The organism is Cupriavidus sp. GW822-FHT03E04, from assembly GCF_058801495.1.
In genome coordinates, this window is record NZ_JBXANI010000012.1 from 271,454 (window position 1) to 297,533 (window position 26,080).

The window sequence follows — 26,080 nt, forward strand, 5'->3', positions numbered from 1 at the left end:
CAGCAAAACGAACGGCGAATGCCGAGGCATCCACCCGATTCGCCGAATACAAAAGTCAGCCCAGGAGCCCCAACCATGTCCGACAAACTCATTATTTTCGACACCACCTTGCGCGACGGCGAACAGTCGCCCGGCGCCTCCATGACCCGCGAGGAAAAGATCCGCATCGCGCGCCAGCTGGAGCGCCTGAAGGTCGACGTGATCGAAGCGGGCTTTGCCGCCAGCTCCAACGGCGACTTCGAAGCGATCCGCTCCATCGCCCAGGTCGTCAAGGATTCGACCATCTGCTCGCTGGCCCGCGCCAACGATCGCGATATCGCCCGCGCCGCGGAGGCGCTCAAGCCGGCCAACGCCTTCCGCATCCATACCTTCATCGCCACCTCGGCGCTGCATATGGAAAAGAAGCTGCGCATGACGCCGGACCAGGTTTTCGAGCAAGCCATCCAGGCGGTGCGCTTTGCGCGCCAGTTCACCGACGATATCGAATTCTCGCCCGAAGATGGCAGCCGCTCGGACATGGATTTCCTGTGCCGCGTGCTGGAAGGCGTGATCAAGGAAGGCGCTACCACCATCAACCTGCCGGACACGGTGGGCTATGCCGTGCCGGAAGGCTACGCGGGCCTGATTCGCTCGGTGCGCGAACGCATCCCCAATTCCGACAAGGCCATCTGGTCCGTGCACTGCCACAACGACCTCGGCATGGCCGTGGCCAATTCGCTGGCGGCGGTCAAGCTCGGCGGTGCGCGCCAGGTCGAGTGCACCATCAACGGCCTCGGTGAGCGTGCCGGCAATACCAGCCTGGAAGAAGTCGTGATGGCGGTCAAGACGCGCCGCGACTACTTCGACATGGACGTCGGCGTGGATACCACGCAGATCGTGCCGGCTTCCAAGCTGGTGTCGCAGATCACCGGCTTCGTGGTGCAGCCCAACAAGGCCGTGGTGGGCGCCAACGCCTTCGCACATGCTTCGGGCATCCACCAGGATGGCGTGCTGAAGGCGCGCGATACCTACGAGATCATGCGCGCGGAAGACGTGGGCTGGACCGCCAACAAGATCGTGCTGGGCAAGCTCTCGGGCCGCAACGCCTTCAAGCAACGCCTGCAGGAACTCGGCATCGAGCTGGAGAGCGAGGGTGAGGTCAATGCCGCGTTCACCCGCTTCAAGGAACTGGCCGACCAGAAGTCCGAGATCTTCGACGAAGACATCATGGCCATCGTTTCCGACGAGGCGCACGACGTCAACGAGCACTTCCGCTTTATCTCGCTGTCGCAGCACTCCGAGACCGGCGAGCGCCCGCATGCGCGCGTGGTGTTCAATATGGACGGCAATGAGGTGACGGGCGAAGGCGAGGGCAATGGCCCGGTCGATGCCACGCTCCACGCCATCGAAGGCAAGGTCGCCAGCGGCGCCGAGCTGGTGCTGTATTCGGTCAATGCCATCACTGCCGGCACGCAGGCACAGGGCGAAGTCACGGTGCGGTTGTCCAAGGGCGGGCGCATCGTCAACGGCGTGGGCACCGATCCCGATATCGTGGCCGCCTCGGCCAAGGCCTACCTGGCCGCGCTGAATAAACTGCACGACAAGGCCGTGCAGAAGATCAACCCGCAGATCTGATCCCGATCTGACCGGTAAGCCCGCGGCCTACCCGGCCGCGGGGCTTGAATCGGCCCGCCGCATTCCCATGAGGATGATGGCGGGCTTTTTGCATTTTCCCGCTCTCAGCGGCGTCGGCCGGGCCCATCCGCGAGCGGGTCTGGCGTGATCTGGGTCTGGCGCAGCACGCCGCCGTCGTCGAAATAGAAATTGAACATCGACGGCCAGTTGTCCTCATGCTTGAAGCGGTAGGACCACACTTCGCGCTTCATCAGCGGGTAATACTGCCTGGGCTCGCGCGGCTTGCCAAAGTGTTGCTCCACGTCCAGCTTGGTCCACACATCGACTTTCGCCTTGTAGAGTTCGTTGGTCTGCAGCATCTGCCGGAACATGGTCAGATGGCCGCTGCTGTCGAAGTCTGCTGCGTAGGATTGTTGCCCGAAGGGTTGCTTGGAGTAGATCCAGCGCTGTGTGCCGTCGGCTAGCTGGTAGGTATCGGTTGGCATGCCGAACTGGGCTTGTACGGCGGCTTCTGGCGCGCCCACCATGTCCTGGCCGGCTTTGACCGGTTGCAGCACCGAGCAGGCCGGCAGGACGGCTGCCGCTGCTGCTAGCACGAGCCACTGGGCGGCACGGCGCGACGATGAGGCGTTCATGGCAGTCCTCTTATTAAAATTCGTGATGATATGGACTAAGAGTGTAGCGGCGCGCAAAAGTTGTGTGCGCCTCATGTGGCACGTGCCGGCTTTTTGAGGGTAAGCGCCGCCATGGCGCCGCCATCCTCGCCCAAATTCCCGTTTTGCCGCGAATGCGATCCGATTTGCCTAGGCTGGGCCACTGGCTTACCATGCAGCGCTTTGGCGGGAGATCACTCGATGTGGGCTAAACGATGGCTGGCGGGCTGTTTGCTGGCGGTGGCGGCGAGCGCCGGCGCGCAGGAGCCGATCCGTCTCGGCATGATCGAAGGGTTGTCCGGCCCCTTTGCCAACGCGGGCGACGCGGTGGTGCGCAACCTGCGGATCGCCATCGACCGCGTCAATGCGCGCGGTGGCGTCAAGACCGCGGAAGGCGCGCGGCCCCTCGAGCTGGTTACCTTCGATAGCAAGGGCAATGTCGACGAGAGCCTGATCCAGTTGCGCGGGCTGGTGGACAAGCGGATTCCCTTTGTCCTGCAAGGCAACAGCTCAGCGGTGGCTGGCGCGCTGGTCAGCGCGATCAACCGCCATAACAGCCGGCAGCCCGATGCCCGCGTGCTCTTCCTGAATTACTCGGCGGTCGATCCCACACTGACTAATGAGGGGTGCAGCTTCTGGCACTTCCGCTTCGATGCCAGCGCCGACATGCGCATGCAGGCCCTGACCGAAGTCATCCGTGCCGATGCCGGCGTGCGGCGCGTCTACCTGATCGACCAGGACTACAGTTTCGGGCATCAGGTGTCGCGTTCGGCACGGGAGATGCTGGCGGCCAAACGGCCCGAGCTGCGCATCGTGGGCGATGAGTTCCACCCGATCGGCAAGATCAAGGACTTCGCCCCGTATATCGCCAAGATCAAGGCCAGCGGCGCGGATGCGGTGATCACGGGCAACTGGGGCAACGACCTCACCCTGATGATCAAGGCCGCGCGCGAGGGCGGGCTGAATGCCAAGTTCTACACCTTCTACGGCAACGGCCTGGGCGCGCCGGCGGCTATGGGAGACGCCGGGGTAGGGCGCGTGCTTGCGGTGGCGGAGTGGCACCCCAACGTGGGCGGCGCGGCTTCCGACGCGTTCTACCAGGCGTTCCGTGCCCGTTACCCTGAGCCCAAGGACGACTACGTTCACCTGCGCATGCAGATGATGGTGGAGATGCTCGCCCGGGCCATCGAGCAGGCGGGTTCGACCGACGCCGTCAAGGTGGCGCGTGCGCTGGAGGGCATGCGCTACGTCAACGACTTCCATGATGCGACGATCCGCGCCGACGACCACCAGGTGCTGCAGCCGCTCTACGTGTCGGTGATGGAGAAGCAGGGTGGCGATGTGCGCTTTGACAATGAGGGGTCGGGATATGGCTTTCGCACGGTGAGGAAGCTAAAGTCGGCGCAGACCATGTTGCCCACGACCTGCAAGATGGAACGGTTCTAGCGGTTCCAGGCCTGCGTTGCCGCAAACGCCATCGCTAGCCCGTTTTCCGTTATAATCGCCCGCTGTCATAGCCAGCCGGTTGTCAAAAACCGGTCCGGCGAGACAGTTGCCTGTATGTAGGACACGCACAAGGCACGACGCATGCGGCACATTTCGTGCTGTAGCGTTCGCAAGTGAAAAGGAAATCACCATGGCAGAAGCCCAAATCAGCAGCAAAACCGAAGTCATCAAGCAGTTCGCACGTGCCGCCAACGACACGGGTAGCCCCGAAGTCCAGGTCGCTTTGCTGACCACCCGCATCAACGAACTGACCCCCCACTTCAAGGCCAACATGAAGGATCACCACAGCCGCCGCGGTCTGCTGCGCATGGTGAGCCGTCGTCGTCGCCTGCTGGACTACCTCAAGGCCAACGATGCCGACCGTTATCGTTCGCTGATCGAGAAGCTCGGCCTGCGTAAGTAAGCAGCCAGGATCGTCCGGATGGCAGCACGAATGGATGCACTGCACGCCTTCGCGTGAGCCACTAATGCCTGCGTCAGCCTCGCTGATGCAGGCATTTTGTTTTTGCGGATGAAATGCCGCAGGTCCGGCCCTTGTTCGGTCGCTGTCCTGTCGATGTCCAGCATTGCTGCAAGTGATTTTTGCTCTACTTGATGGTGCCATGGCCCCGGGGGCTGGCACACGTTGCGCCAAGACGTGCAACGGAGTAAGTTACTGTGTTCTTTAGCTTTTTTTAGCTTTTTTACTGTTAATCCATACCGGAGTCGGGCAAGGAAGCGGGGCTTTGTGTCATTCCAGCGCGGTATCTGCCCAGGCAGATGCCACGTACCAGCTACCAGCTATCAGGTATCGCGCTGGAATGGCATAGCACTTCCCTGTGACTGAGGCCGACGCTGATCCGGCAGTTCGCCCGCGGCTGCTAACGCGGGCGTTGCACAAGCGTGCAAGCACGAACAAAAGGAACGCTCATGACCATGTTCAACAAGATCGTCAAGGAATTCCAGTGGGGCCAGCACAAGGTGCGCCTGGAAACCGGCGAGGTTGCCCGCCAGGCTGGCGGTGCCGTGATCGTCGACATTGAGGACACCGTGGTGCTCGCCACCGTTGTCGCTGCCAAGTCGCCCAAGGCCGGCCAGGATTTCTTCCCGCTGACCGTCGACTACATCGAGAAGACCTACGCTGCCGGCAAGATCCCCGGTGGCTTCTTCAAGCGTGAAGGCCGTCCGTCGGAAAACGAGACGCTGACCTCGCGCCTGATCGACCGCCCGCTGCGCCCGCTGTTCCCGGAAGGCTTCTACAACGAAGTGCAAGTGGTCATCCACGTGCTGTCGCTGAATCCGGAAGTCCCGGCTGACATCCCCGCCCTGATCGGCGCCTCGGCTGCCCTGGCAGTGTCGGGCATTCCGTTCAGCGGCCCGGTCGGCGCGGCGCGCGTTGGCTACAAGGACGGCCAGTACCTGCTGAACCCGACCCGTTCGCAGATCGCCGCTTCGGAACTGGACCTGGTGGTTTCCGGTACCGAGCGCGCTGTGCTGATGGTGGAATCGGAAGCCCGCCAACTGTCGGAAGAGGTGATGCTGGGCGCCGTGGTCTACGGCCACGAGCAGATGCAGACGGCCATCAATGCCATCCATGACCTGGTGCGCGACGGCGGCAAGCCGGAGTGGGACTGGACCGCGGCACCGAAGAACGAAGCGCTGATCGCCAAGGTCGGCGAGATTGCCCTGCCGCTGCTGCAGGACGTCTACCAGCTGCGCCAGAAGTCGGCTCGCAGCCAAAAGCTCAAGGAAGTCTACGCCACTGTTGCGGCCAAGCTGGCCGAAGCCGGCGTGGAAGCCGACAAGGTCGAAGTGGGCAACGTGCTGTTCGACATCGAAGCCAAGATCGTGCGCAGCCAGGTGCTGTCGGGCGAGCCGCGCATCGATGGCCGCGACACCCGCACCGTGCGCCCGATCGAGATCCGCTCGTCGGTGCTGCCGCGCGCTCACGGCTCGGCCATCTTCACCCGTGGCGAAACCCAGGCGCTGGTGGTTGCCACGCTGGGCACCAAGGGCGATGAGCAGATCATCGACGCGCTCGCCGGCGAATACCGCGACCGCTTCATGCTCCACTACAACATGCCTCCGTTCGCCACCGGCGAAACCGGCCGCGTGGGCAGCCCCAAGCGCCGCGAAATCGGTCACGGCCGCCTGGCCAAGCGCGCGCTGATCCCGGTCCTGCCGAAGGATGACGAATTCGCCTACACCATCCGCCTGGTGTCCGAAATCACCGAATCCAACGGCTCGTCGTCGATGGCATCGGTGTGCGGTGGCTGCCTGGCACTGATGGACGCAGGCGTTCCGATCAAGGCGCACGTGGCCGGCGTGGCCATGGGCCTGATCCTGGAAGGCAACAAGTTCGCCGTGCTGACCGACATCCTGGGCGACGAGGACCACCTCGGCGACATGGACTTCAAGGTCGCGGGTACCGACACCGGCATCACCGCGCTGCAGATGGACATCAAGGTCCAGGGCATCACCAAGGAAATCATGCAGGTCGCGCTGGCGCAAGCCAAGGAAGGCCGCCTGCATATCCTGGGCAAGATGCAGGACGCGATGGGCCATGCACGCACCGAGCTGTCGGAGCACGCACCGCGCATGATCACCATGAAGATTCATCCGGACAAGATCCGCGAAGTGATCGGCAAGGGCGGCTCGACCATCCAGGCCCTGACGAAGGAAACCGGCACCACCATCGACATCCAGGAAGACGGCACCATCACCATCGCCTCGACCTCGACCGAAGGCATGGCCGAAGCCAAGCGCCGCATCGAAGGCATCACCGCGGAAGCCGAAGTAGGCAAGATCTACGCCGGCACCGTGCTCAAGCTGTTGGACTTTGGCGCCATCGTCAACATCCTGCCGGGCAAGGATGGCCTGCTGCATATCTCCGAGATCGTCAACGAACGCGTCAAGGACATCAAGGACTGGCTCAAGGAAGGCCAACACGTGCGCGTCAAGCTGATCCAGGCTGACGAGAAGGGCCGCCTGCGCCTGTCCCTGAAGGCCGCGCTGGCCGAAGAGGGCGGCAGCATCAGCCCGATCGCCAACACCAGCGAGGCACCGGCTGCTCCGGCAGCACCGGCAGCACCGGCAGCGCCGACGACGCCTTCGGCTGATCAGCAGCAGTAAGCGTTTTACGGTGCCGGTAGAACGACGGTACCCGTAGCAGAAAAAGCGGCTGGCGATGTCCAGCCGCTTTTTTGTTTACACTCCCGCCAGTCCCACCCCATGCGGCCCGGCTGTTCGGCCCGCTGCATGGCGGGTGCCCAGATTGATTCCCCCGCCCTGCGTGCGCGAGCCCGCCGCATGCGCGAGGTCCCTAACCGCAAGGAGCAGCAATGCAAGCCATCGAAATCCGCGAGTACGGCGCCCCCGAAGTCCTGCAACTGGCGCAACGCCCAGACCCGGTGCCCAAGGCCGGCGAGATCCTGATCCGCGTGGCCGCGGCCGGCATCAACCGTCCCGACGTATTCCAGCGTACCGGCAACTACCCGGTGCCACCCGGCGCGTCCGACCTGCCGGGGCTGGAAGTGGCCGGCGTGGTGGCCGGCGGTGACCTGGCGCACTCCGACAACCGCTTCGGCCTGAAGCTGGGCGATCGCGTGTGCGCGCTGGTGCAGGGCGGCGGTTACGCCGAGTTGTGCGTGGCCCCCGCGGCGCAATGCCTGCCGGTGCCGGCGGGCCTGTCGGATGTCGAGGCGGCCGCATTGCCGGAGACGTTCTTCACCGTGTGGAGCAACGTATTCGATCGCGGCTACCTGGGCCGCGGCCCGCTGGGCAAGGACGAGACCCTGCTGATCCAGGGCGGCTCGAGCGGCATCGGCACGACCGCCATCCAGATCGCCAAGGCCCTGGGCCACAAAGTCTTCGTCACCGCCGGCAGCGCCGACAAGTGCCGTGCCTGCGAGGAGCTGGGCGCCGACCGTGCCATCAACTACAAGACCGAGGACTTTGTCGCCGAAGTTAAGGCCCTGACCGGTGGCCGTGGCGCAGATGTCATCCTCGACATGGTGGCCGGCCCGTATCTGGCGCGCGAGCTGTCCTGCGTCGCGGACGATGGCCGCATTGTGATCATCGCGCTGCTGGGCGGCGCCAAGGCCGAGATCCCGCTGGGCGATATCCTGCGCCGCCGTATCACCGTGACGGGCTCCACGCTGCGTCCCCGCCCGGTGGCGTTCAAGGGCGAGATCGCGCAGGCGTTGCACCAGCACGTGTGGCCGCTGCTGGCCGCGGGCAAGATCAAGCCGGTGATCCACCAGACCTTCCCGGCCGCCCAGGCCGCCGATGCGCATCGGCTGATGGAGTCCAGCGAGCACATCGGCAAGATCGTCCTGACCTGGTAATGCTGCTGGTAGCGGGCTGATGGCCGAATGCGGCCGGGTGCGGCCGGCGCCTCGCGCCCCAGGCCGATTTCGGGGCCCTTCTGTGGCGTAGGGCCCTGGCCCGCGCTACAATAGCCGGTTTGATTGAGAGGGGCGCCCTGTGAGACAAAAGCTCGTTATCGGCAACTGGAAGATGCACGGCAGCCTGGCTGCCAATGTGACCTTGCTGGAAGCGATCAAGGCAGCGCCCGCAAGCGCGCGCCTGGCAGTATGCGCGCCGTTCCCGTATCTTGCGCAGTGCCAGGCGTTGCTGGCAGGGTCCGCGGTGGCCTGGGGCGCGCAGGACGTGTCCGCCGAGGCGCGCGGTGCCTTCACGGGCGAAGTCGCGGCCTCCATGCTGGCTGAGTTCGGTGTTTCGTATTCCCTGGTGGGGCATTCGGAGCGGCGCAGCTACCATGGCGAGACGGATGCCACGGTAGCGGCCAAGGCGGTGCGCGCGCTGGAGTTCGGCATTGTGCCAGTGGTGTGTGTGGGCGAGAGTCTGGCGCAGCGCGAGGCAGGCGAGACCGAGGCCGTGGTAGGCCGTCAGCTCGGCGCCGTGCTCGAGACCCTGTCGCTTGAGCAGCTCGGCCGCATCGTGCTGGCCTATGAGCCGGTGTGGGCGATCGGCACGGGCAAGACCGCAAGCAGCGAGCAGGCTCAGGCCGTGCACGCTTTCCTGCGCGCCCAGGTGGCGGCGCGCGACGCAGGCGTGGCCGCTCGCATGGCCATGTTGTACGGCGGCAGCGTGAAGCCGGACAATGCGGCAGAACTATTTTCCATGCCCGACATCGACGGGGGCCTTATCGGAGGCGCCTCGCTGAAGTCGGACGATTTCCTCGCGATCGGCAACGCCTGAATGCCGGCCGCTCATAGGGTCTGATCAGGCAAGCGAATCGAACCAAATGGCAATTTTCAAAACTTTGTTGGTAGTGGCGCAGGTACTGTCCGCGCTTGGCGTGATTGGCCTGGTGCTGCTACAGCACGGCAAGGGCGCCGATGTCGGTGCGGCGTTCGGCTCGGGGGCCTCGGGCAGCCTGTTCGGCGCCACCGGCTCGGCCAACTTCCTGTCGCGTACCACCGCCGTGCTGGCGACGCTGTTCTTCATCTGCACGCTGAGCCTGACGCTGATGGGCAACTACCGGCCGGCAGCTTCGCTGGGCGTGATGGGCTCCGCGCCCGCGGTGGCACCGGCGGTGGCGGGGGCTTCGGCGCCTGCTGCTGCATCGGCTGCCGCGGCCTCGAATCCTTCTGCGCCTGCTGTACCGAAATAATCAACGAGCCTTGTGACTTATTCTTGAAGATTTTTGCTGTTGTGCATTGAACAAAACAAGAATCCTAGGTTAGAATACAAGGCTTGAAACGATCCCCCAGCGACGGGGCTCCAGCCAGGATAAAGTAGTATCCCAGCCAGAGTTCCGAAGGGTGTAAAAACCCAGGGCCCTGAAAAGCCCGGCGCGAGGCAATATTGTTTCTCCCCCAGCCGACGTGGTGAAATTGGTAGACACGCTATCTTGAGGGGGTAGTGGCGAAAGCTGTGCGAGTTCGAGTCTCGCCGTCGGCACCAAACAACTTGATCGGGGCATACATCCGGAGACCATCCCGGATGTATGCCCCGGCCAGTCCGCAAGGCGGCGTCGTAATTTCTACGGAATGGCGCTTGGGGTGGGCAACAGGACGCCGCTTACCGCTGGTGCTGTTGACAACATTCCAGATAAGGCTGGCCGTACCTTGAATCTCGAAGCCTACTTCCCCGTCCTCATCTTCATCATCTTCGGTGTCGTGCTCGGCATTGCACTGATGTCGATCGGCCGAATTCTCGGTCCAAACAAACCTGATCCCGCGAAGCTCTCTCCGTACGAGTGCGGCTTCGAAGCGTTCGAGGACGCGCGCATGAAGTTCGACGTGCGCTACTACCTCATCGCTATTCTTTTTATCCTGTTCGATCTCGAGACCGCCTTCCTGTTTCCCTGGGGTGTAGCCCTGCGGGATATCGGCTGGCCGGGTTTCTTCGCCATGGGCGTGTTTCTGCTGGAATTCATCGTGGGCTTCGTCTACATCTGGAAAAAGGGCGCGCTCGATTGGGAGTGATGTGATATGGCAATCGAAGGCGTTCTCAATGAAGGCTTCGTCACGACTACCGCTGACAAGCTGATCAACTGGACCCGCACCGGGTCGCTCTGGCCGATGACCTTTGGCCTGGCGTGCTGCGCTGTGGAAATGATGCATGCTGGCGCCGCGCGCTACGACATGGACCGCTTCGGCGTGATTTTCCGCCCGTCGCCGCGCCAGTCGGACGTGATGATCGTGGCCGGCACGCTGTGCAACAAGATGGCCCCCGCACTGCGCAAGGTCTATGACCAGATGGCAGAGCCGCGTTGGGTGATCTCGATGGGTTCCTGCGCGAATGGCGGTGGCTACTATCACTACTCGTATTCAGTGGTGCGTGGTTGCGATCGGATCGTGCCGGTGGATATCTACGTGCCTGGCTGCCCCCCGACGGCGGAAGCGCTGATCTACGGCATCATCCAGCTGCAGAACAAGATCCGTCGCACCAACACCATCGCGCGCAAGGGCTGACATGTCGAACCTCGATACTCTGAAGGCCGCGCTCGAAAAGGTACTGGGCAAGCGTATCCAGAAACTGGTGGAGGCGCTAGGCGAGATTACCCTTATCGTCAAGGCCGATGACTACCTGGAAAGCGCGCTGATGCTGCGCGACGATCCCTCACTGCATTTTGAGCAGCTGCTCGATGTGTGCGGCGTCGACTATTCCACCTATGGCGACGGCGCCTGGGACGGTCCCCGTTTCGCGGCCGTGACGCACCTGATCTCGATCAAGCATAACTGGCGCCTGCGCGTACGCGTGTTCGCGCCGGACGACGACGTGCCCGTGGTGCCCTCGCTGACCGACGTCTGGAACTCGGCGAACTGGTTCGAGCGCGAAGCGTTCGACTTCTACGGCATCGTGTTCGAAGGCCACAACGACCTGCGCCGCCTGCTGACCGACTACGGTTTCGTCGGTCACCCGTTCCGCAAGGATTTCCCGGTCTCGGGCTATGTCGAGATGCGCTACGACCCCGAGCAAAAGCGGGTGATCTATCAGCCCGTCACGATCGAGCCGCGCGAGGTCACGCCCCGCGTGATCCGCGAAGAGAATTACGGCGGCTTGCAGCACTGAGAACGCGCAATGGCAGACATCAAGAATTACACCCTTAACTTCGGCCCGCAGCACCCTGCGGCACACGGCGTGCTGCGCCTTGTGCTGGAGCTGGACGGCGAAGTCATCCAGCGCGCCGACCCCCATATCGGCCTGCTGCACCGTGCCACCGAAAAGCTGGCCGAGCAGAAGACCTGGATCCAGAGCGTGCCGTACATGGACCGCCTCGACTACGTGTCGATGATGGTCAACGAGCATGCCTACGTGATGGCCATCGAGAAGATGCTGGGTCTCGAGGTGCCAATCCGCGCGCAGTACATCCGCGTGATGTTCGACGAAATCACGCGCTTGCTGAACCACCTGATGTGGATCGGCTCGCACGCGCTCGACGTGGGCGCGATGGCGGTGTTCCTGTACGCCTTCCGCGAACGCGAAGACATGTTCGACATGTACGAGGCGGTGTCGGGCGCGCGCATGCACGCGGCCTACTACCGTCCGGGCGGCGTGTACCGCGACCTGCCGGACACGATGCCGCAATACAAGGCGTCGAAGATCCACAACGAGCGCGCCATCAAGGCCATGAACGAAGCGCGTTCGGGCTCGTTGCTGGACTTCATCGAGGACTTCACCAACCGCTTCCCGAAGTACGTCGACGAATACGAAACGCTGCTGACGGACAACCGGATCTGGAAGCAACGCCTGGTCGGCATCGGCGTGGTGAGCCCCGAACGTGCACTGCAGATGGGCTTTACCGGCCCGATGCTGCGCGGCTCCGGCATCGAGTGGGACCTGCGCAAGAAGCAGCCCTACGAAGTGTATGACCGCATGGACTTCCAGGTGCCGGTGGGCGTGGGCGGCGATTGCTACTCCCGCTACCTGGTGCGCGTGGAAGAAATGCGCCAGTCCAACAACATCATCAAGCAGTGCATCGACTGGCTGCGCCGCAATCCGGGCCCGGTGATGAGCGACAACCATAAGGTTGCGCCGCCGTCGCGCGTGGACATGAAGTCGAACATGGAAGAGCTGATCCACCACTTCAAGCTCTTCACCGAAGGCATTCACGTGCCCGAAGGCGAGACTTATGCGGCAGTGGAGCACCCGAAGGGCGAGTTCGGCATCTATGCCATCTCCGACGGTGCGAACAAGCCGTATCGCCTGAAGATCCGTGCCCCGGGCTTTGCCCATCTGGCCGCACTGGATGAAATGGCCAAGGGCCACATGATTGCGGATGCGGTAACGATCATCGGTACGCAAGACATCGTCTTCGGCGAAATCGACCGTTGACGAGCTAACAAGAGCCGCCGGCCCCGGACGACGATCCGGGCGCCCCTGGCACGGACCCACAGAAGATCGTGTCCGGTCACGGGAAACCCGCGGTGAGCCCGGCATGCCTTTGACATGCGGGCTGCAACGGCAGCGACGGCTGCAAACCTGCGGGATGCGCGCCATGTGGCGGCGCAGATCCGCAAATGACACGGCGTATTACAGCAACGACCATGCTATCAGCAGAAGCTCTCAAGGAAATCGATCGCGCGATCGCCAAGTATCCGGCTGACCAGAAGCAGTCGGCCGTGATGGCGGCGTTGGCCGTGGCGCAGGGCGAAGTGGGCTGGGTCTCCCCGGAAGTCATGCAGTTTGTTGCCAGCTACCTCGACATGCCGCCGGTATGGGTCGAGGAGGTTGCAACCTTCTACAACATGTACGACACCAAGCCGGTCGGCAAGTACAAGCTGACCGTCTGCACCAACCTGCCGTGCGCACTCTCCGGCGGCGAACGTGCCGGCGACTACCTCAAGCAAAAGCTGGGGATCGGCTACAACGAAACCACCCCGTGCGGCACCTTCACCCTCAAGGAAGGCGAGTGCATGGGTGCCTGCGGCGACGCACCGGTGATGATCGTCAACAATACCCGCATGTGCAGCCATATGAGCGACGCCAAGCTGGACGCGCTCGTCGACGAGCTCAAGGCCGCCGGCAGCACTGCAGCCAAGGGAGATAAGTAACATGACCTCTCTGCACGACCGCCATATCAAGCCGCTGATCCTGGCTGGCCTCGATGGCAGCAACTGGCACCTCGACGACTACGTCAAGCGCGGTGGCTACCAGCAGCTCAAGCGCATCCTGACCGAGAAGATCACGCCCGAGCAGGTGATCGCGGACGTCAAGGCCTCCGGCCTGCGCGGCCGTGGCGGCGCGGGCTTTCCCACCGGCCTGAAGTGGAGCTTCATGCCGCGTCAGTTCCCCGGCCAGAAATACCTGGTCTGCAACACCGACGAGGGCGAGCCCGGTACCTTCAAGGACCGCGACATCATCCGCTACAACCCGCATGCGCTGATCGAAGGCATGGCCATCGGTGCGTACGCGATGGGCATCACCGTGGGCTACAACTACATCCACGGCGAGATCTGGAACGAGTACAAGATTTTCGAGCAAGCCCTCGAAGAGGCACGTGCCGCCGGTTTCCTGGGTGACAACATCCTGGGCTCGGGCTTCGACTTCCAGCTGCACGCCCACCACGGCTACGGCGCTTACATCTGTGGCGAGGAAACCGCGCTGCTCGAATCGCTGGAAGGCAAGAAAGGCCAGCCGCGCTTCAAGCCGCCGTTCCCGGCCAGCTTCGGCCTGTACGGCAAGCCGACCACCATCAACAACACGGAAACGTTTGCCGCGGTGCCGTTCCTGTTGTCGATCGGGCCGGAAAACTACCTGAAGATGGGCAAGCCGAACAACGGCGGCTCCAAGATCTTCTCGATCTCCGGCGACGTCGAGCGCCCCGGCAACTACGAGATCCCGCTGGGCACGCCGTTCGCGACCCTGCTGGAACTCGCCGGCGGCATGCGCGGCGGCAAGCGCATCAAGGCAGTGATCCCGGGCGGCTCGTCCGCCCCGGTGGTGCCGGGCGACATGATGATGGCGTCCGACATGGACTATGACTCGATCGCCAAGGCCGGCTCGATGCTGGGCTCGGGCGCGGTGATCGTGATGGACGAGACGCGCTGCATGGTTCGCTCGCTGCTGCGTCTGTCGTATTTCTACTTTGAAGAATCGTGCGGCCAGTGCACGCCGTGCCGTGAAGGCACCGGCTGGCTCTATCGCATGGTGAATCGTATCGAACACGGAGAAGGGCGCCAGGAAGATCTGGACCTGCTCAATAACGTCGCTGAAAACATCATGGGCCGCACTATCTGCGCGCTTGGTGATGCGGCAGCGATGCCGGTCCGCGGCATGCTCAAGCACTACTGGAAAGAGTTCGAATATCACGTCGAACACAAGCAGTGCATGGTTCCGGCCTACTCTTAAGCGTGGCAGAACATGGTTGAACTCGAGATCGACGGCAAGAAGGTTGAGGTTGCTGAAGGCAGCCTGGTGATGGAAGCCGCCCGCCAGCTGGGCACCTACATCCCGCACTTCTGCTACCACCGTAAATTGTCCATCGCGGCGAACTGCCGCATGTGCCTGGTTGAGGTTGAGAAAGCGCCCAAGGCGCTGCCCGCCTGCGCCACGCCGGTCACCCCTGGCATGAAGGTCTTCACCAATTCGGAGAAGGCAGTCAAGGCCCAGAAGTCGGTGATGGAATTCCTGCTGATCAACCACCCGCTGGATTGCCCGATCTGCGATCAGGGCGGCGAGTGCCAGCTGCAGGATCTGGCCGTGGGCTACGGCGCATCGGAGTCGCGCTATAAGGAAGAAAAGCGCGTCGTATTCCACAAGAACGTGGGCCCGCTGATCTCCATGGAAGAGATGAGCCGCTGCATCCACTGCACCCGCTGCGTGCGCTTTGGCCAGGAAGTGGCCGGCGTGATGGAGCTGGGCATGCTGGGCCGTGGCGAGCACTCCGAGATCACGACCTTCGTTGGCCAGACCGTGGATTCGGAACTGTCCGGCAACATGATCGACCTCTGCCCGGTCGGCGCGCTGACCAGCAAGCCGTTCCGCTACTCGGCACGTACCTGGGAACTGGCACGCCGCAAATCGGTGTCGCCGCATGATGGCCTGGGCGCGAACCTGGTGGTGCAGACCAAGAACCAGCGCGTCATGCGCGTGCTGCCGCTGGACAACGAAGCCGTCAACGAATGCTGGCTGTCCGACAAGGACCGCTTCTCGTACGAAGGCCTCAACAGCCCCGACCGTCTCACCAAGCCGCTCGTCAAGCAGGGCGGCGAGTGGATGGAAACCGACTGGCAGACCGCGCTGGAATACGTGGCCAATGGCCTCGCGAGCATCAAGCGTGACCATGGCGCAGACCAGATCGCCGCGCTGGCCAGCCCGCACAGCACGCTGGAAGAACTCCACCTGCTGGGCAAGCTGGTGCGTGGCCTGGGCAGCGACAACGTCGACTTCCGCCAGCGCCAGACCGATTTCTCGGCCGCCATCAAGGGCGCGCCGTGGCTCGGCCTGCCGATCGCCGACGTCTCCACGCTGCAACGCGTGCTGGTGATCGGTTCCGCCCTGCGCAAGGATCATCCGCTGCTGGCCGCGCGTCTGCGCCAGGCTGGCAAGAAGGGAGCCCGCGTGGCCGTCCTCGGCGCCAGCGCCGAGGACCTGCTGATGCCGCTGGCCGCACGCATTGACGTGGCGCCATCCGGCTGGACCGCAGCCCTGGCCGGCGTGGCCCGTGCCGTTGCCGCCGCCAAGGGCGTGGCCGCTCCGGCGGGCACCGATGGCTTCGATGGCGACGACAAGGCCAAGCTGGTGGCCGATGCGCTGCTGTCGGGCGAGCGCCGCGCCGTGTTCCTCGGCAACGAGGCCGTGCGTCATCCGCAATTCGCCGCGCTGCATGCGCTGGCACAGTGGATCGCCACGGAAACCGGCGCCACGCTGGGCTTCCTGACCGAAGCCGCGAACACCGTTGGTGGCCATATCGCCGGCGCGCTGCCGCAAAATGGCGGCGCCAATGCGCAGGCCATGTTTGACACGCCGCGCCGTGCTTACGTGCTGTTGAACACGGAACCCGAGTTCGATGCCGCCAACCCGACCCAGGCGCTGGCTGCGCTGGCCCAGGCCGGCACCGTGGTGGTGCTGTCCGCGTTCCGCTCGGACGCCGCGCTGCAATATGCTGACGTGATCCTGCCGGTGACGCCGTTCACCGAAACCGCAGGCACGTTCGTGAACTGCGAAGGCCTGCCGCAAAGCTTCAACGGCGTCGTCCGCGCGCTGGGCGATTCGCGTCCGGGCTGGAAGGTGCTGCGCGTGCTGGGCAACCTGCTGGACGTGCCTGGCTTCGACTTCGAGACCGCCGAAAGCGTGCGCGACGAAGTGCTGGCCAAGCCGGTCGCACCGCAACTGAACAACGGCACCGACGCGGCCATCCGCGTCACCGCCCAGGTGGCCGGTGGAATCGAACGCATCGCCGATGTGCCGATCTACCACGCCGACCCGATCGTGCGCCGTGCCGATTCGCTGCAACTGTCCGCAGCCGCGCGCCGCGCCATGCAAGCCGGCCTGTCGGCAGACCTGTTCGCCTCGCTGGGCGTGCAGGCTGGCGACCCGGTGCGCGTGACGCAAGGGCAGGGCAGCGTGGTGCTGCCAGCCGCCCTCGAAGCCGCGTTGCCTGCCGGCACCGTGCGCGTGTCCGCCGGCACCGTTGCCGCGACCACGCTAGGCGCACCGTTCGGCACCGTCACCGTAGAGAAAGCCATCGACCTGGCCGCCACCGCGAAGGGCGCGGCCGAGCCGGCGGCCACGGCATAAGAAGAGCGAGAAAGAAACATGATCGATTGGATTACCTCGCAAGGACAGAATCTCTTCGGCGGCGCATGGACGCCGCTGTGGATCCTGATTCGCGCCGTGGTCATTGTGGTGCCGCTGCTGTTGTGCGTGGCCTACCTGATCCTGTGGGAGCGCAAGCTGATTGGCTGGATGCACGTGCGTATCGGCCCGAACCGGGTCGGGCCGCTGGGCCTGCTGCAGCCGATCGCCGACGTGCTCAAGCTGCTGCTCAAGGAAGTGATGATGCCCACGCAGGTCAGCCGGGGCATGTACCTGGTTGCCCCGCTGATGGTGCTGATGCCCGCCGTGGCGATCTGGGCGGTGATTCCGTTCCAGGCCGAAGTGGTGATGGCCAACGTCAACGCCGGCCTGCTCTACGTGATGGCGATCAGCTCGGTTGGCGTCTACGGCGTGATCCTGGCCGGTTGGGCCTCCAACTCCAAGTACGCCTTCATCGGCGCCATGCGCGCCGCGGCGCAGATGGTCTCGTATGAAATCGCGATGGGCTTTGCCCTGGTGACCGTGCTGATGGTGTCTGGCAGCCTGAACCTGTCGGCCATCGTCAACTCGCAGAACACCGGCTATTTCGCCAACATGGGGATCAACGTACTGTCGTGGAACTGGCTGCCGCTGCTGCCCATGTTCGGCGTGTACTTCATCTCCGGCGTGGCCGAAACCAACCGCCACCCGTTCGACGTGGTGGAAGGCGAGTCGGAAATCGTTGCCGGCCACATGATCGAGTACTCGGGCATGGGCTTCGCGCTGTTCTTCCTGGCTGAGTACATCAACATGATCGTCATCTCGACGATGACCGCGTTGATGTTCCTGGGAGGCTGGGCGCCGCCGTTCGAGAGCTTCATCACCAATGCGGTCCCGGGCTTCTTCTGGCTGGTGATCAAGGTATTTTTGCTGCTGTCGGTGTTTATCTGGATTCGTGCTTCGTTCCCGCGCTACCGCTATGACCAGATCATGCGCCTGGGCTGGAAGATCTTCATCCCGCTGACGGTGGGCTGGCTGGTCATCGTGGCGATCTGGATCCGGTCGCCCTGGAATATCTGGCATTGAACGGCCAAAGCAGGGGCGCAGCCACAACAGGCGGCGCCCTGCGGAATCATTAGGAAGCAATCGTCATGCTGCTCGCCATCAAGGACTTCTTCAACAGCCTGCTCCTGAAGGAACTCTTCAAGGGCATGGCTCTGACCGGGCGTTATCTCTTCGCCCGCAAGATCACGGTCCAGTTCCCCGAAGAGAAAACGCCGATGTCGCCGCGTTTTCGCGGCCTGCACGCGCTGCGCCGCTACCCCAACGGGGAAGAGCGCTGCATCGCCTGCAAGCTGTGCGAAGCGGTTTGCCCGGCTGTGGCCATCACCATCGAGTCCGATGCCCGCGCCGACGGCACCCGCCGCACCACGCGCTATGACATCGACCTGACCAAGTGCATTTTCTGCGGCTTCTGCGAAGAAGCCTGCCCGGTCGACGCCATCGTCGAGACGCATATCCTCGAGTACCACGGCGAGAAGCGCGGCGACCTGTACTTCACCAAGGACATGCTGCTGGCAGTGGGCGACCGCTACGAGCCGCAGATCGCCGCGGCCAAGGCTGCGGACGCCAAGTACCGCTGATAAGCGCATTACAGGGCGTGCCCGCCGAACCTGGCGGGCGTTGCCAATGCATTGTGAATCGGGCCCCGTGTGGGGCTAACGAAAAGGATGCCGCAAGGGCAGGCCACCAGGGGTGGCTTGTGCCGGAAGGCTCGACGAGGACCATGGAACTCACGACCACCATCTTCTATGTCTTTGCGCTGGTGCTGGTGCTCTCCGCACTGAAAGTCATCACCGCGAAGAACCCGGTGCACTCCGCACTGTTCCTCGTGCTGTCGTTTTTTACGGCAGCCGCGATCTGGATGCTGCTGAAGGCCGAATTCCTCGCCATCCTGCTGGTGCTGGTGTACGTGGGCGCCGTGATGGTGCTGTTCCTGTTCGTGGTGATGATGATCGATATCGACATCGAGCACCTGCGACGGGACTTCTGGACCTACGTGCCGCTGGCCTCGGTGATCGGTGCGCTGATCATCGGCGAGATGGCCACCGTGCTGGTGCGTAACTTCATCGGCACCACGGTGCCGCTGAACAACGTGACGCAGGGCCCGGACTACTCCAACACGGCAGCGCTCGGCAAGCTGATCTACACCGACTACATCTACGCCTTTGAAGTGGCGGGCATCATCCTGCTGGTGGCGATCATTGCCGCTGTCGCGCTGACGCTGCGCCGCCGCAAGGACAACAAGTCGCAAGACGTGGGCGAGCAGTTGCGTACCCGCCGCCAGGACCGCGTGCGCCTGGTCTCGATGCCCAGCGAAGCCCGTGCCGGCACCCAAGCCAGCCCGGATGCCGCGGCTGCCGCTAACAAGAACTAAAGCCCGGAGAAACGCTGTGCTCTCTCTCGCCCATTTCCTCGTGCTCGGTGCGATCCTGTTCGCCATCAGCATCGTTGGTATTTTCCTGAACCGCAAGAACGTGATCGTGCTGCTGATGGCGATCGAGCTGATGCTGCTTGCGGTCAATATGAACTTCGTCGCCTTCTCGCACTATCTGGGCGACCTGGCAGGACAGGTTTTCGTTTTCTTTATCCTCACGGTGGCTGCGGCCGAATCGGCAATCGGCCTTGCAATCCTGGTCGTGCTGTTCCGCAACCTGGACACGATCAACGTGGACGACATGGACACCCTCAAGGGTTGATCCGCGCCGCTACGTTATGAATCAAGACCGTTCTCCGACCGCACACCACTAAGCGTCCTATGGCAACCACGCTCGACCCCAACCTGCTACTGGCGATTCCGCTCGCACCGCTCGCCGGTGCAGCCATCGCCGGCCTGTTCGGCACCAAGTTCTTCAGCACGTTCTCCTCGGAGACGCGCGCCGGCCGCACGCTGGCCCACACCGTGACGATTCTCGGTGTGGCGATTTCCTGCCTGCTGTCGATCATCGTGCTGATGGACGTCATGAACGGCGCGAGCTTCAACGCCACCGTGTACGAGTGGATGAAGATCGGCGACCTGAAGATGGAAGTGGGCTTCCTGGTCGACTCGCTGACCGCGATGATGATGGTGGTGGTGACCTTCGTCTCGCTGATGGTGCACATCTACACCGTCGGCTACATGAGCGAAGATCCCGGCTACAACCGCTTCTTCGCCTACATATCGCTGTTCACCTTCTCGATGCTGATGCTGGTGATGAGCAACAACTTCCTGCAGCTGTTCTTCGGCTGGGAAGCTGTGGGCCTGGTGTCGTACCTGCTGATCGGCTTCTGGTACACCCGCCCGACGGCCATCTTCGCCAACCTGAAGGCGTTCCTGGTCAACCGCGTGGGTGACTTCGGCTTCATCCTCGGCATCGGCCTGCTGCTGGCCTACAGCGGCAGCATGAACTACACCGAAGTCTTCGCCGCGCGCGACCAGCTCGCCACGGTGATCTTCCCGGGCACCGACTGGCTGATGATCACGGTCGCCTGCATCTGCCTGTTCATCGGCGCCATGGGCAAGTCGGCGCAGTTCCCGCTGCACGTGTGGCTGCCTGACTCGATGGAAGGCCCGACCCCGATCTCCGCGCTGATCCACGCCGCCACCATGGTGACGGCCGGCATCTTCATGGTCGCGCGCATGTCGCCGCTGTTCGAGCTGTCGGACACCGCGCTGTCGTTCGTGCTGGTGATCGGCGCCATTACCGCGCTGTTCATGGGCTTCCTGGGCATCATCCAGAATGACATCAAGCGCGTGGTGGCTTACTCCACGCTGTCGCAGCTGGGCTACATGACCGTCGCCCTGGGCGCCTCGGCATACTCGGTGGCCGTGTTCCACCTGATGACCCACGCATTCTTCAAGGCACTGCTGTTCCTTGCCGCGGGCTCGGTCATCATCGGCATGCACCACGATCAGGACATCCGCAACATGGGTGGCCTGCGCAAGTACATGCCGATTACGTGGATCACCTCGCTGGTGGGCTCGCTGGCCCTGATCGGCACGCCGTTCTTTGCTGGTTTCTACTCCAAGGACTCGATTATCGAGGCCGTGGCCGAGTCGCATATCCCGGGCTCGGGCTTCGCTTACTTCGCGGTGCTGGCCGGCGTGTTCGTCACGGCGTTCTACTCGTTCCGCATGTACTTCCTGGTGTTCCACGGCGAAGAGCGTTTCGGCAAGGAAGACCACCACGCGCATCACGCGGGCAACCATGACGATGAGGAGGCAACGGCCGACCATCATCACGGCCTGGCCCCGGGCGAGAAGCCGCACGAGTCGCCGTGGGTCGTCACGCTGCCGCTGGTGCTGCTGGCCATCCCGTCGGTGGTGATCGGCGCGATCGCGATCGGCCCGATGCTGTTCGGCGACTTCTTCAAGAATGGCGTGGCCTTCAAGAACGTGATCTACGTAGGCGAGAACCACCACGCGATGGCGGAGCTGACCGAAGCCTTCCACGGCTGGGTGGCGATGGGCCTGCATTCGCTGAGCACGCCGGTGCTGTGGCTGGCCATCTCGGGCGTGGTGCTGTCCTGGTTCTTCTACATGAAGCGCCCGGACATCCCGGCTGCCATCAAGCAACGTTTTTCGGGCCTGTACACGCTGCTCGACAACAAGTACTACATGGACGCGATCAACCAGGCCGTGTTTGCCCGCGGGGCCCGTCTGCTTGGCACCGGCCTGTGGAAGGGCGGTGACCAGGGGCTGATCGATGGCCTGGTGGTCAACGGTGCCGCGCGTGTGGTCGGCTGGTTCGCTTCGGTGAGCCGCTACCTGCAGTCCGGCTATATCTACCATTACGCATTCGCCATGATCCTGGGCATGCTGGTACTGCTGACGATGACGGTGTTCGGCACCTCGTTCGCCACAGTGGGCACCAAGTAAGGAAAACAAGAAAATGGTTCTGTCTTTCGCTATCTGGCTGCCGATCTTTTTTGGCCTGCTGATACTAGCCTCGGGTTCCGACCGCAGTCGCTGCTACGTGCGCTGGATGTCGCTGTTCGGCTCCATCGTCAGCTTCATCGTCACGCTGCCGCTGGTGTTTCACTTCGACCGCTCCACGGCGGCCATGCAGTTCGTCGAGAAGTCGAACTGGATCGAGCGCTTCAACATCAACTACCACCTGGGTGTCGACGGCATCTCGATGTGGTTCGTGGTGCTGACCGCCTTCATCACTGTGATCGTGGTGATCTCCGCCTGGGAAGTGATCACCGAGCGCGTGGCCGAGTACATGGCCTCGTTCCTGATCTTGTCGGGCCTGATGGTCGGCGTGTTTTGCGCGCTCAACGGCATGCTGTTCTACGTGTTCTTCGAAGCCACGCTGATCCCGATGTACATCATCATCGGTGTCTGGGGCGGCCCGAACCGTGTGTACGCGGCTTTCAAGTTCTTCCTGTACACGCTGCTCGGCTCGCTGCTGACGCTGGTTGCGCTGCTGTACCTGTACAGCAAGACCGGTACTTTCGAGATCCTCGAATGGCACCAGGCCAAGCTGTCGATGAACGAGCAGATTGCGCTGTTTGTCGCCTTCTTCCTGGCCTTCGCGGTCAAGGTGCCGATGTGGCCCGTCCATACCTGGCTGCCTGACGCCCACGTCGAGGCGCCGACCGGCGGCTCGGTGGTGCTGGCTGCCATCATGCTGAAGCTGGGCGCCTACGGTTTCCTGCGTTTCTCGTTGCCGATCGCGCCAGACGCCAGCCATAGCATGGCCGCTTTCATCATCACCATCTCGCTGATCGCGGTGATCTACATTGGCCTGGTCGCGCTGGTGCAGGCCGACATGAAGAAGCTGGTGGCGTACTCGTCGATCGCCCACATGGGCTTCGTCACGCTGGGCTTCTTCATCTTCAACGAGATCGGCATCGAGGGCGGCATCATCCAGATGATCTCCCACGGCTTTATCTCGGGCGCCATGTTCCTTTGCATCGGCGTGCTGTATGACCGGGTGCACTCGCGCCAGATCGCCGATTACGGCGGTGTGGTGAACACCATGCCGAAGTTCGCGGCGCTGTCGGTGTTCTTCGCCATGGCTAACTGCGGCCTGCCGGCTACCTCGGGTTTCGTCGGTGAATTCATGGTCATCCTGGGCGCGGTCAAGTTCAACTTCTGGATCGGCCTGCTGGCAGCCACGGCACTGATCCTGGGCGCCGCCTATTCGCTGTGGATGGTCAAGCGCGTGATCTTTGGCGACGTGGTGCACAAGCACGTAGCCGAGCTGGTCGACCTGAACAAGCGCGAGTTCCTGATGCTCGGCCTGCTGGCGATCATGACCCTGTATATGGGCCTGTATCCGAAACCCTTCACCGATGTGATGCACGCTTCCGTGGTGAACCTGCTGTCGCACGTGGCGCAGTCGAAGCTGTAATCGGGGAGAGAAACAAACATGCAACCGTCCTCGACATTGGCACCTGTGGCGCCAATCATTTTCCTGGCGATCGCGATCGCCGCGGTCAACTGGATCGACCTTGCCCGTGGCAAGAACCGCACCAGCGTGGCCTATCCGCTGTCGCTGCTGACCACGCTGGTGCTGACCGTGTGGTTCGGCATCAACGGCGTCGCCGGCGAGACCCACTACGCATTCGCCAACCTGGTGGTCGTGGACCCGATGGCTAACCTGCTGTCGGCTTTCGCTTCCGCGGCGCTGTTCGTCACGCTGGTCTACACCCGTAGCTACCTGGCCGACCGCGACATGTTCAGCGGCGAGTTCTACATGCTCGCGCTGTTTACGCTCGGCGGGCAGATCGTGATGATCACCGGTAACAACTTCCTGACCCTGTACCTGGGCCTGGAGCTGCTGTCGCTGGCATCCTATGCGCTGGTGGCCTTGCGCCGCGACAACCGCGTGACCTCCGAATCCGCCATCAAGTACTTCGTGCTGGGCGCACTGGCTTCGGGCTTCCTGCTGTATGGCATGTCCATGCTGTACGGCGCCACCGGCTCGCTGAACCTCGCGGAAGTGTTCCGCGTGGTGGAATCGGGCCGCGTCAACACCACCATGCTGGCCTTCGGCGTGGTCTTCATCGTGGCCGGCATTGCGTTCAAGATGGGCGCCGCACCGTTCCACATGTGGATCCCGGACATCTACCAGGGCTCGCCGACCGCGGTGACGCTGCTGATCGCTGGCGCGCCCAAGCTGGCTGCGTTCGCCATGGCGCTGCGCCTGCTGGTGGAAGGCCTGCTGCCGCTGGCGGTGGACTGGCAAGTCATGCTGATGGTGCTGGCCGTGGCGTCTCTCGCCATCGGCAACCTGACCGCCATCGTGCAGACCAACCTGAAGCGGATGCTGGCTTACTCCACCATCTCGCACATGGGCTTCCTGCTGCTGGGCCTGCTGTCCGGCGTGGCCGACGGCAAGGCCGACGGCGCCGCCAGCGCCTACGGTTCGTCGATGTTCTATGCCGTGACCTACGTGCTGACCACGCTGGGCACCTTCGGCATCGTGCTGCTGCGCGCCGGCAAGGATTTCGAAGCCGAGACCCTGGACGACCTCAAGGGCCTGTCGCGCAAGAACCCCTGGTACGCGCTGCTGATGCTGGTGATGATGTTCTCGCTGGCCGGCATCCCGCCGACCATGGGCTTCTACGCCAAGCTGGCGGTGCTCGAAGCCGTGGTCAAGAGCGGCATGACCTGGCTGGCCGTGGTGGCCGTGCTGTTCTCGCTGATCGGCGCGTTCTACTACCTGCGCATCGTCAAGCTGATGTACTTCGATGCGCCGGCTGACGAGCGCAAGCTGGAATCCAGCTTCGGGCTGCGTTCGATGCTGACGCTGAACGGCGCGGTCATCATTGCCCTGGGCCTGTTCCCCGCGGCGCTGATGAACCTGTGCTACCAGGCGATCCGCGCCACGCTGGCGTCCTGATGCACCACGGCGGCGTAGCGATATGAGTTCATCTGCGGCGGGCTGGTTTGTCATCTTGTTGGCATTGGTCTGTGCCAACCTGCCGTTCATCAACCAGCGGCTGTTCGCGCTGATTCCGCTGCGCTTCGCCAGGAAGCCGCTGTGGATGAGGCTGGCTGAGTTGATCACCTGGTATGTGGTGGCAGGCCTGGCCGGCTTCGCCGTGGAGGCGGGGCTGGGCAACGCCTTCCCGCAGGGCTGGCAGTTCTACGCCATTACCGCCTGCATGATGCTGGTGTTCGCCTTCCCGGGCTTCACCTGGCAGTACCTCGTCAAATATCGCGCGGCTTGACAGCCGGGTAGCGAAGGCGCCCGGGCCGGCCGCGTCCGGACCCGGAGCTTTCATGAGCGACAAGATTGACACGCTGGACGCTAGCGAGATCGCCGCTGGCGGCGATCAAGGCCTGAAGGAAGTGTGCGTGGCGTCCGCCACGCTGCACACAGGCAAATTCCTCACTCTCAAGCAAGATATCGTCAAGCTGCCCGACGGCAAGCATGCCGGGCGGGAATACGTGCTGCATCCGGGCGCGGTGATGATGATCCCGCTGTTCGACGATGGCACCGTGCTGCTGGAGCGGCAGTACCGCTATCCGGTTGGCGAAGTGATGCTGGAGTTTCCTGCCGGCAAGCTGGATCCCCAGGAAGGCGCGCAGCGCTGCGGCGAGCGCGAGCTGCGGGAGGAAACCGGCTACAGCGCGCGGCGTTGGGATTACCTCACGCGCATCCATCCCGTCATTTCTTATTCCACCGAGTTTATCGATATCTTCCTGGCGCGGGATCTGACCGCCGGGCCGGCGCAGCTCGATGAAGGCGAATTCCTCGAGACGTTCATCGTGCCGGCGGGGCAGGTGATCGATTGGGTGCGCTCGGGGCGGATTACCGATGTGAAGACGATTATTGGGGCGTTTTGGCTGGAGAAGGTGGTGTCGGGGGTTTGGGGGGCGGGGGAGCAGGTGTTACCGGGATAAAGGGGGGTGTGGGGAAGGGCAGAACCGTTGGCGCTTGTTCGCGCTTCGGATTTGATTTTTCGGTGTTGGTTTTTGGACCCAAAAGCCGTACGACATCGGTCTTTGGGGTTGGTCGCTGCTTGTTTGAGCGGCGATGGCGTTTGCACCCAAAAGCCATACGACATCCCCCTGCGGGGGCTGCCGGTCACTCTTCTTTGCGTCGGCAAAGAAGACTAAC

Annotated in this window: 24 protein-coding genes and 1 tRNA gene; 24 read left to right on the forward strand and 1 reads right to left on the reverse strand. The window is 63.1% G+C overall.

Annotated features, from left to right (window positions below):
• Window positions 1-75: 75 nt before the first annotated feature.
• Window positions 76-1,614, forward strand: a complete 1,539-nt coding sequence (locus AC1RQC_RS19535; protein ID WP_416048003.1) for a 2-isopropylmalate synthase — start codon at window positions 76-78, stop codon at window positions 1,612-1,614.
• 104 nt (window positions 1,615-1,718) lie between these two features.
• Here AC1RQC_RS19535 and AC1RQC_RS19540 read toward each other — a convergent pair whose 3' ends face one another.
• Complete coding sequence (locus tag AC1RQC_RS19540; protein WP_492375507.1) at window positions 1,719-2,249, reverse strand: hypothetical protein; 531 nt, start codon at window positions 2,247-2,249, stop codon at window positions 1,719-1,721.
• A 219-nt stretch (window positions 2,250-2,468) separates the two neighbouring features.
• Here AC1RQC_RS19540 and AC1RQC_RS19545 point away from each other — a divergent pair, with 219 nt between their 5' ends.
• From AC1RQC_RS19545 to AC1RQC_RS19655, 23 genes are all read left to right on the forward strand, one after another.
• The gene (locus tag AC1RQC_RS19545) at window positions 2,469-3,713 is read left to right on the forward strand and encodes a branched-chain amino acid ABC transporter substrate-binding protein (protein ID WP_253932765.1); all 1,245 of its coding nucleotides are present in this window, start codon (window positions 2,469-2,471) and stop codon (window positions 3,711-3,713) included.
• Between the two features lie 190 nt (window positions 3,714-3,903).
• Window positions 3,904-4,176, forward strand: coding sequence for a 30S ribosomal protein S15 (rpsO, locus tag AC1RQC_RS19550; protein WP_006156843.1), 273 nt, complete (start codon window positions 3,904-3,906; stop codon window positions 4,174-4,176).
• 506 nt (window positions 4,177-4,682) lie between these two features.
• Complete coding sequence (pnp, locus tag AC1RQC_RS19555; protein ID WP_492884371.1) at window positions 4,683-6,884, forward strand: polyribonucleotide nucleotidyltransferase; 2,202 nt, start codon at window positions 4,683-4,685, stop codon at window positions 6,882-6,884.
• Window positions 6,885-7,093: 209 nt separating this feature from the next.
• Window positions 7,094-8,098, forward strand: a complete 1,005-nt coding sequence (locus AC1RQC_RS19560) for an NAD(P)H-quinone oxidoreductase (RefSeq protein WP_492375505.1) — start codon at window positions 7,094-7,096, stop codon at window positions 8,096-8,098.
• A gap of 139 nt (window positions 8,099-8,237) precedes the next feature.
• A complete protein-coding gene (tpiA, locus tag AC1RQC_RS19565; RefSeq protein ID WP_492884373.1) occupies window positions 8,238-8,975 on the forward strand; it encodes a triose-phosphate isomerase in 738 nt (245 codons plus the stop codon).
• A 46-nt stretch (window positions 8,976-9,021) separates the two neighbouring features.
• Window positions 9,022-9,390, forward strand: coding sequence for a preprotein translocase subunit SecG (secG, locus tag AC1RQC_RS19570; protein ID WP_150983745.1), 369 nt, complete (start codon window positions 9,022-9,024; stop codon window positions 9,388-9,390).
• 208 nt (window positions 9,391-9,598) lie between these two features.
• Window positions 9,599-9,683 (forward strand) — tRNA-Leu (locus tag AC1RQC_RS19575).
• Window positions 9,684-9,847: 164 nt separating this feature from the next.
• Entirely contained in the window at window positions 9,848-10,207 is a 360-nt protein-coding gene (locus AC1RQC_RS19580; protein WP_006156838.1) for an NADH-quinone oxidoreductase subunit A, read from the forward strand.
• Between the two features lie 6 nt (window positions 10,208-10,213).
• A complete protein-coding gene (locus AC1RQC_RS19585) occupies window positions 10,214-10,696 on the forward strand; it encodes a NuoB/complex I 20 kDa subunit family protein (protein WP_006156837.1) in 483 nt (160 codons plus the stop codon).
• A gap of 1 nt (window position 10,697) precedes the next feature.
• Window positions 10,698-11,297, forward strand: coding sequence for an NADH-quinone oxidoreductase subunit C (locus AC1RQC_RS19590; protein ID WP_174426495.1), 600 nt, complete (start codon window positions 10,698-10,700; stop codon window positions 11,295-11,297).
• Window positions 11,298-11,306: 9 nt separating this feature from the next.
• The gene (locus AC1RQC_RS19595) at window positions 11,307-12,560 is read left to right on the forward strand and encodes an NADH-quinone oxidoreductase subunit D (protein WP_006156835.1); all 1,254 of its coding nucleotides are present in this window, start codon (window positions 11,307-11,309) and stop codon (window positions 12,558-12,560) included.
• A 212-nt stretch (window positions 12,561-12,772) separates the two neighbouring features.
• The gene (gene nuoE, locus AC1RQC_RS19600; protein WP_006156834.1) at window positions 12,773-13,279 is read left to right on the forward strand and encodes an NADH-quinone oxidoreductase subunit NuoE; all 507 of its coding nucleotides are present in this window, start codon (window positions 12,773-12,775) and stop codon (window positions 13,277-13,279) included.
• Between the two features lies 1 nt (window position 13,280).
• A complete protein-coding gene (gene nuoF / locus AC1RQC_RS19605; RefSeq protein WP_043344740.1) occupies window positions 13,281-14,576 on the forward strand; it encodes an NADH-quinone oxidoreductase subunit NuoF in 1,296 nt (431 codons plus the stop codon).
• Between the two features lie 12 nt (window positions 14,577-14,588).
• Entirely contained in the window at window positions 14,589-16,967 is a 2,379-nt protein-coding gene (gene nuoG, locus AC1RQC_RS19610) for an NADH-quinone oxidoreductase subunit NuoG (protein WP_492884375.1), read from the forward strand.
• Window positions 16,968-16,985: 18 nt separating this feature from the next.
• Complete coding sequence (nuoH, locus tag AC1RQC_RS19615) at window positions 16,986-18,050, forward strand: NADH-quinone oxidoreductase subunit NuoH (RefSeq protein WP_043344744.1); 1,065 nt, start codon at window positions 16,986-16,988, stop codon at window positions 18,048-18,050.
• A 65-nt stretch (window positions 18,051-18,115) separates the two neighbouring features.
• Window positions 18,116-18,607: an NADH-quinone oxidoreductase subunit NuoI gene (nuoI, locus tag AC1RQC_RS19620; protein WP_267606001.1), complete on the forward strand. Its 492-nt coding sequence runs from the start codon at window positions 18,116-18,118 to the stop codon at window positions 18,605-18,607.
• A gap of 143 nt (window positions 18,608-18,750) precedes the next feature.
• Window positions 18,751-19,401 (forward strand): NADH-quinone oxidoreductase subunit J, encoded by a 651-nt coding sequence (locus tag AC1RQC_RS19625; protein ID WP_492375502.1) that lies wholly within the window; start codon window positions 18,751-18,753, stop codon window positions 19,399-19,401.
• A gap of 16 nt (window positions 19,402-19,417) precedes the next feature.
• A complete protein-coding gene (gene nuoK, locus AC1RQC_RS19630) occupies window positions 19,418-19,723 on the forward strand; it encodes an NADH-quinone oxidoreductase subunit NuoK (RefSeq protein WP_006156828.1) in 306 nt (101 codons plus the stop codon).
• A gap of 59 nt (window positions 19,724-19,782) precedes the next feature.
• The gene (gene nuoL, locus AC1RQC_RS19635) at window positions 19,783-21,882 is read left to right on the forward strand and encodes an NADH-quinone oxidoreductase subunit L (RefSeq protein WP_492814561.1); all 2,100 of its coding nucleotides are present in this window, start codon (window positions 19,783-19,785) and stop codon (window positions 21,880-21,882) included.
• A gap of 13 nt (window positions 21,883-21,895) precedes the next feature.
• Window positions 21,896-23,362: an NADH-quinone oxidoreductase subunit M gene (locus tag AC1RQC_RS19640; protein WP_492375500.1), complete on the forward strand. Its 1,467-nt coding sequence runs from the start codon at window positions 21,896-21,898 to the stop codon at window positions 23,360-23,362.
• An 18-nt stretch (window positions 23,363-23,380) separates the two neighbouring features.
• Window positions 23,381-24,856 (forward strand): NADH-quinone oxidoreductase subunit NuoN, encoded by a 1,476-nt coding sequence (nuoN, locus tag AC1RQC_RS19645; protein ID WP_492375499.1) that lies wholly within the window; start codon window positions 23,381-23,383, stop codon window positions 24,854-24,856.
• 22 nt (window positions 24,857-24,878) lie between these two features.
• On the forward strand, window positions 24,879-25,187 hold the full coding sequence (locus AC1RQC_RS19650; protein ID WP_492884376.1) for a DUF2818 family protein: 309 nt from the start codon (window positions 24,879-24,881) through the stop codon (window positions 25,185-25,187).
• Between the two features lie 52 nt (window positions 25,188-25,239).
• Window positions 25,240-25,863, forward strand: coding sequence for an NUDIX domain-containing protein (locus tag AC1RQC_RS19655; RefSeq protein ID WP_150983757.1), 624 nt, complete (start codon window positions 25,240-25,242; stop codon window positions 25,861-25,863).
• Window positions 25,864-26,080 lie beyond the last annotated feature (217 nt).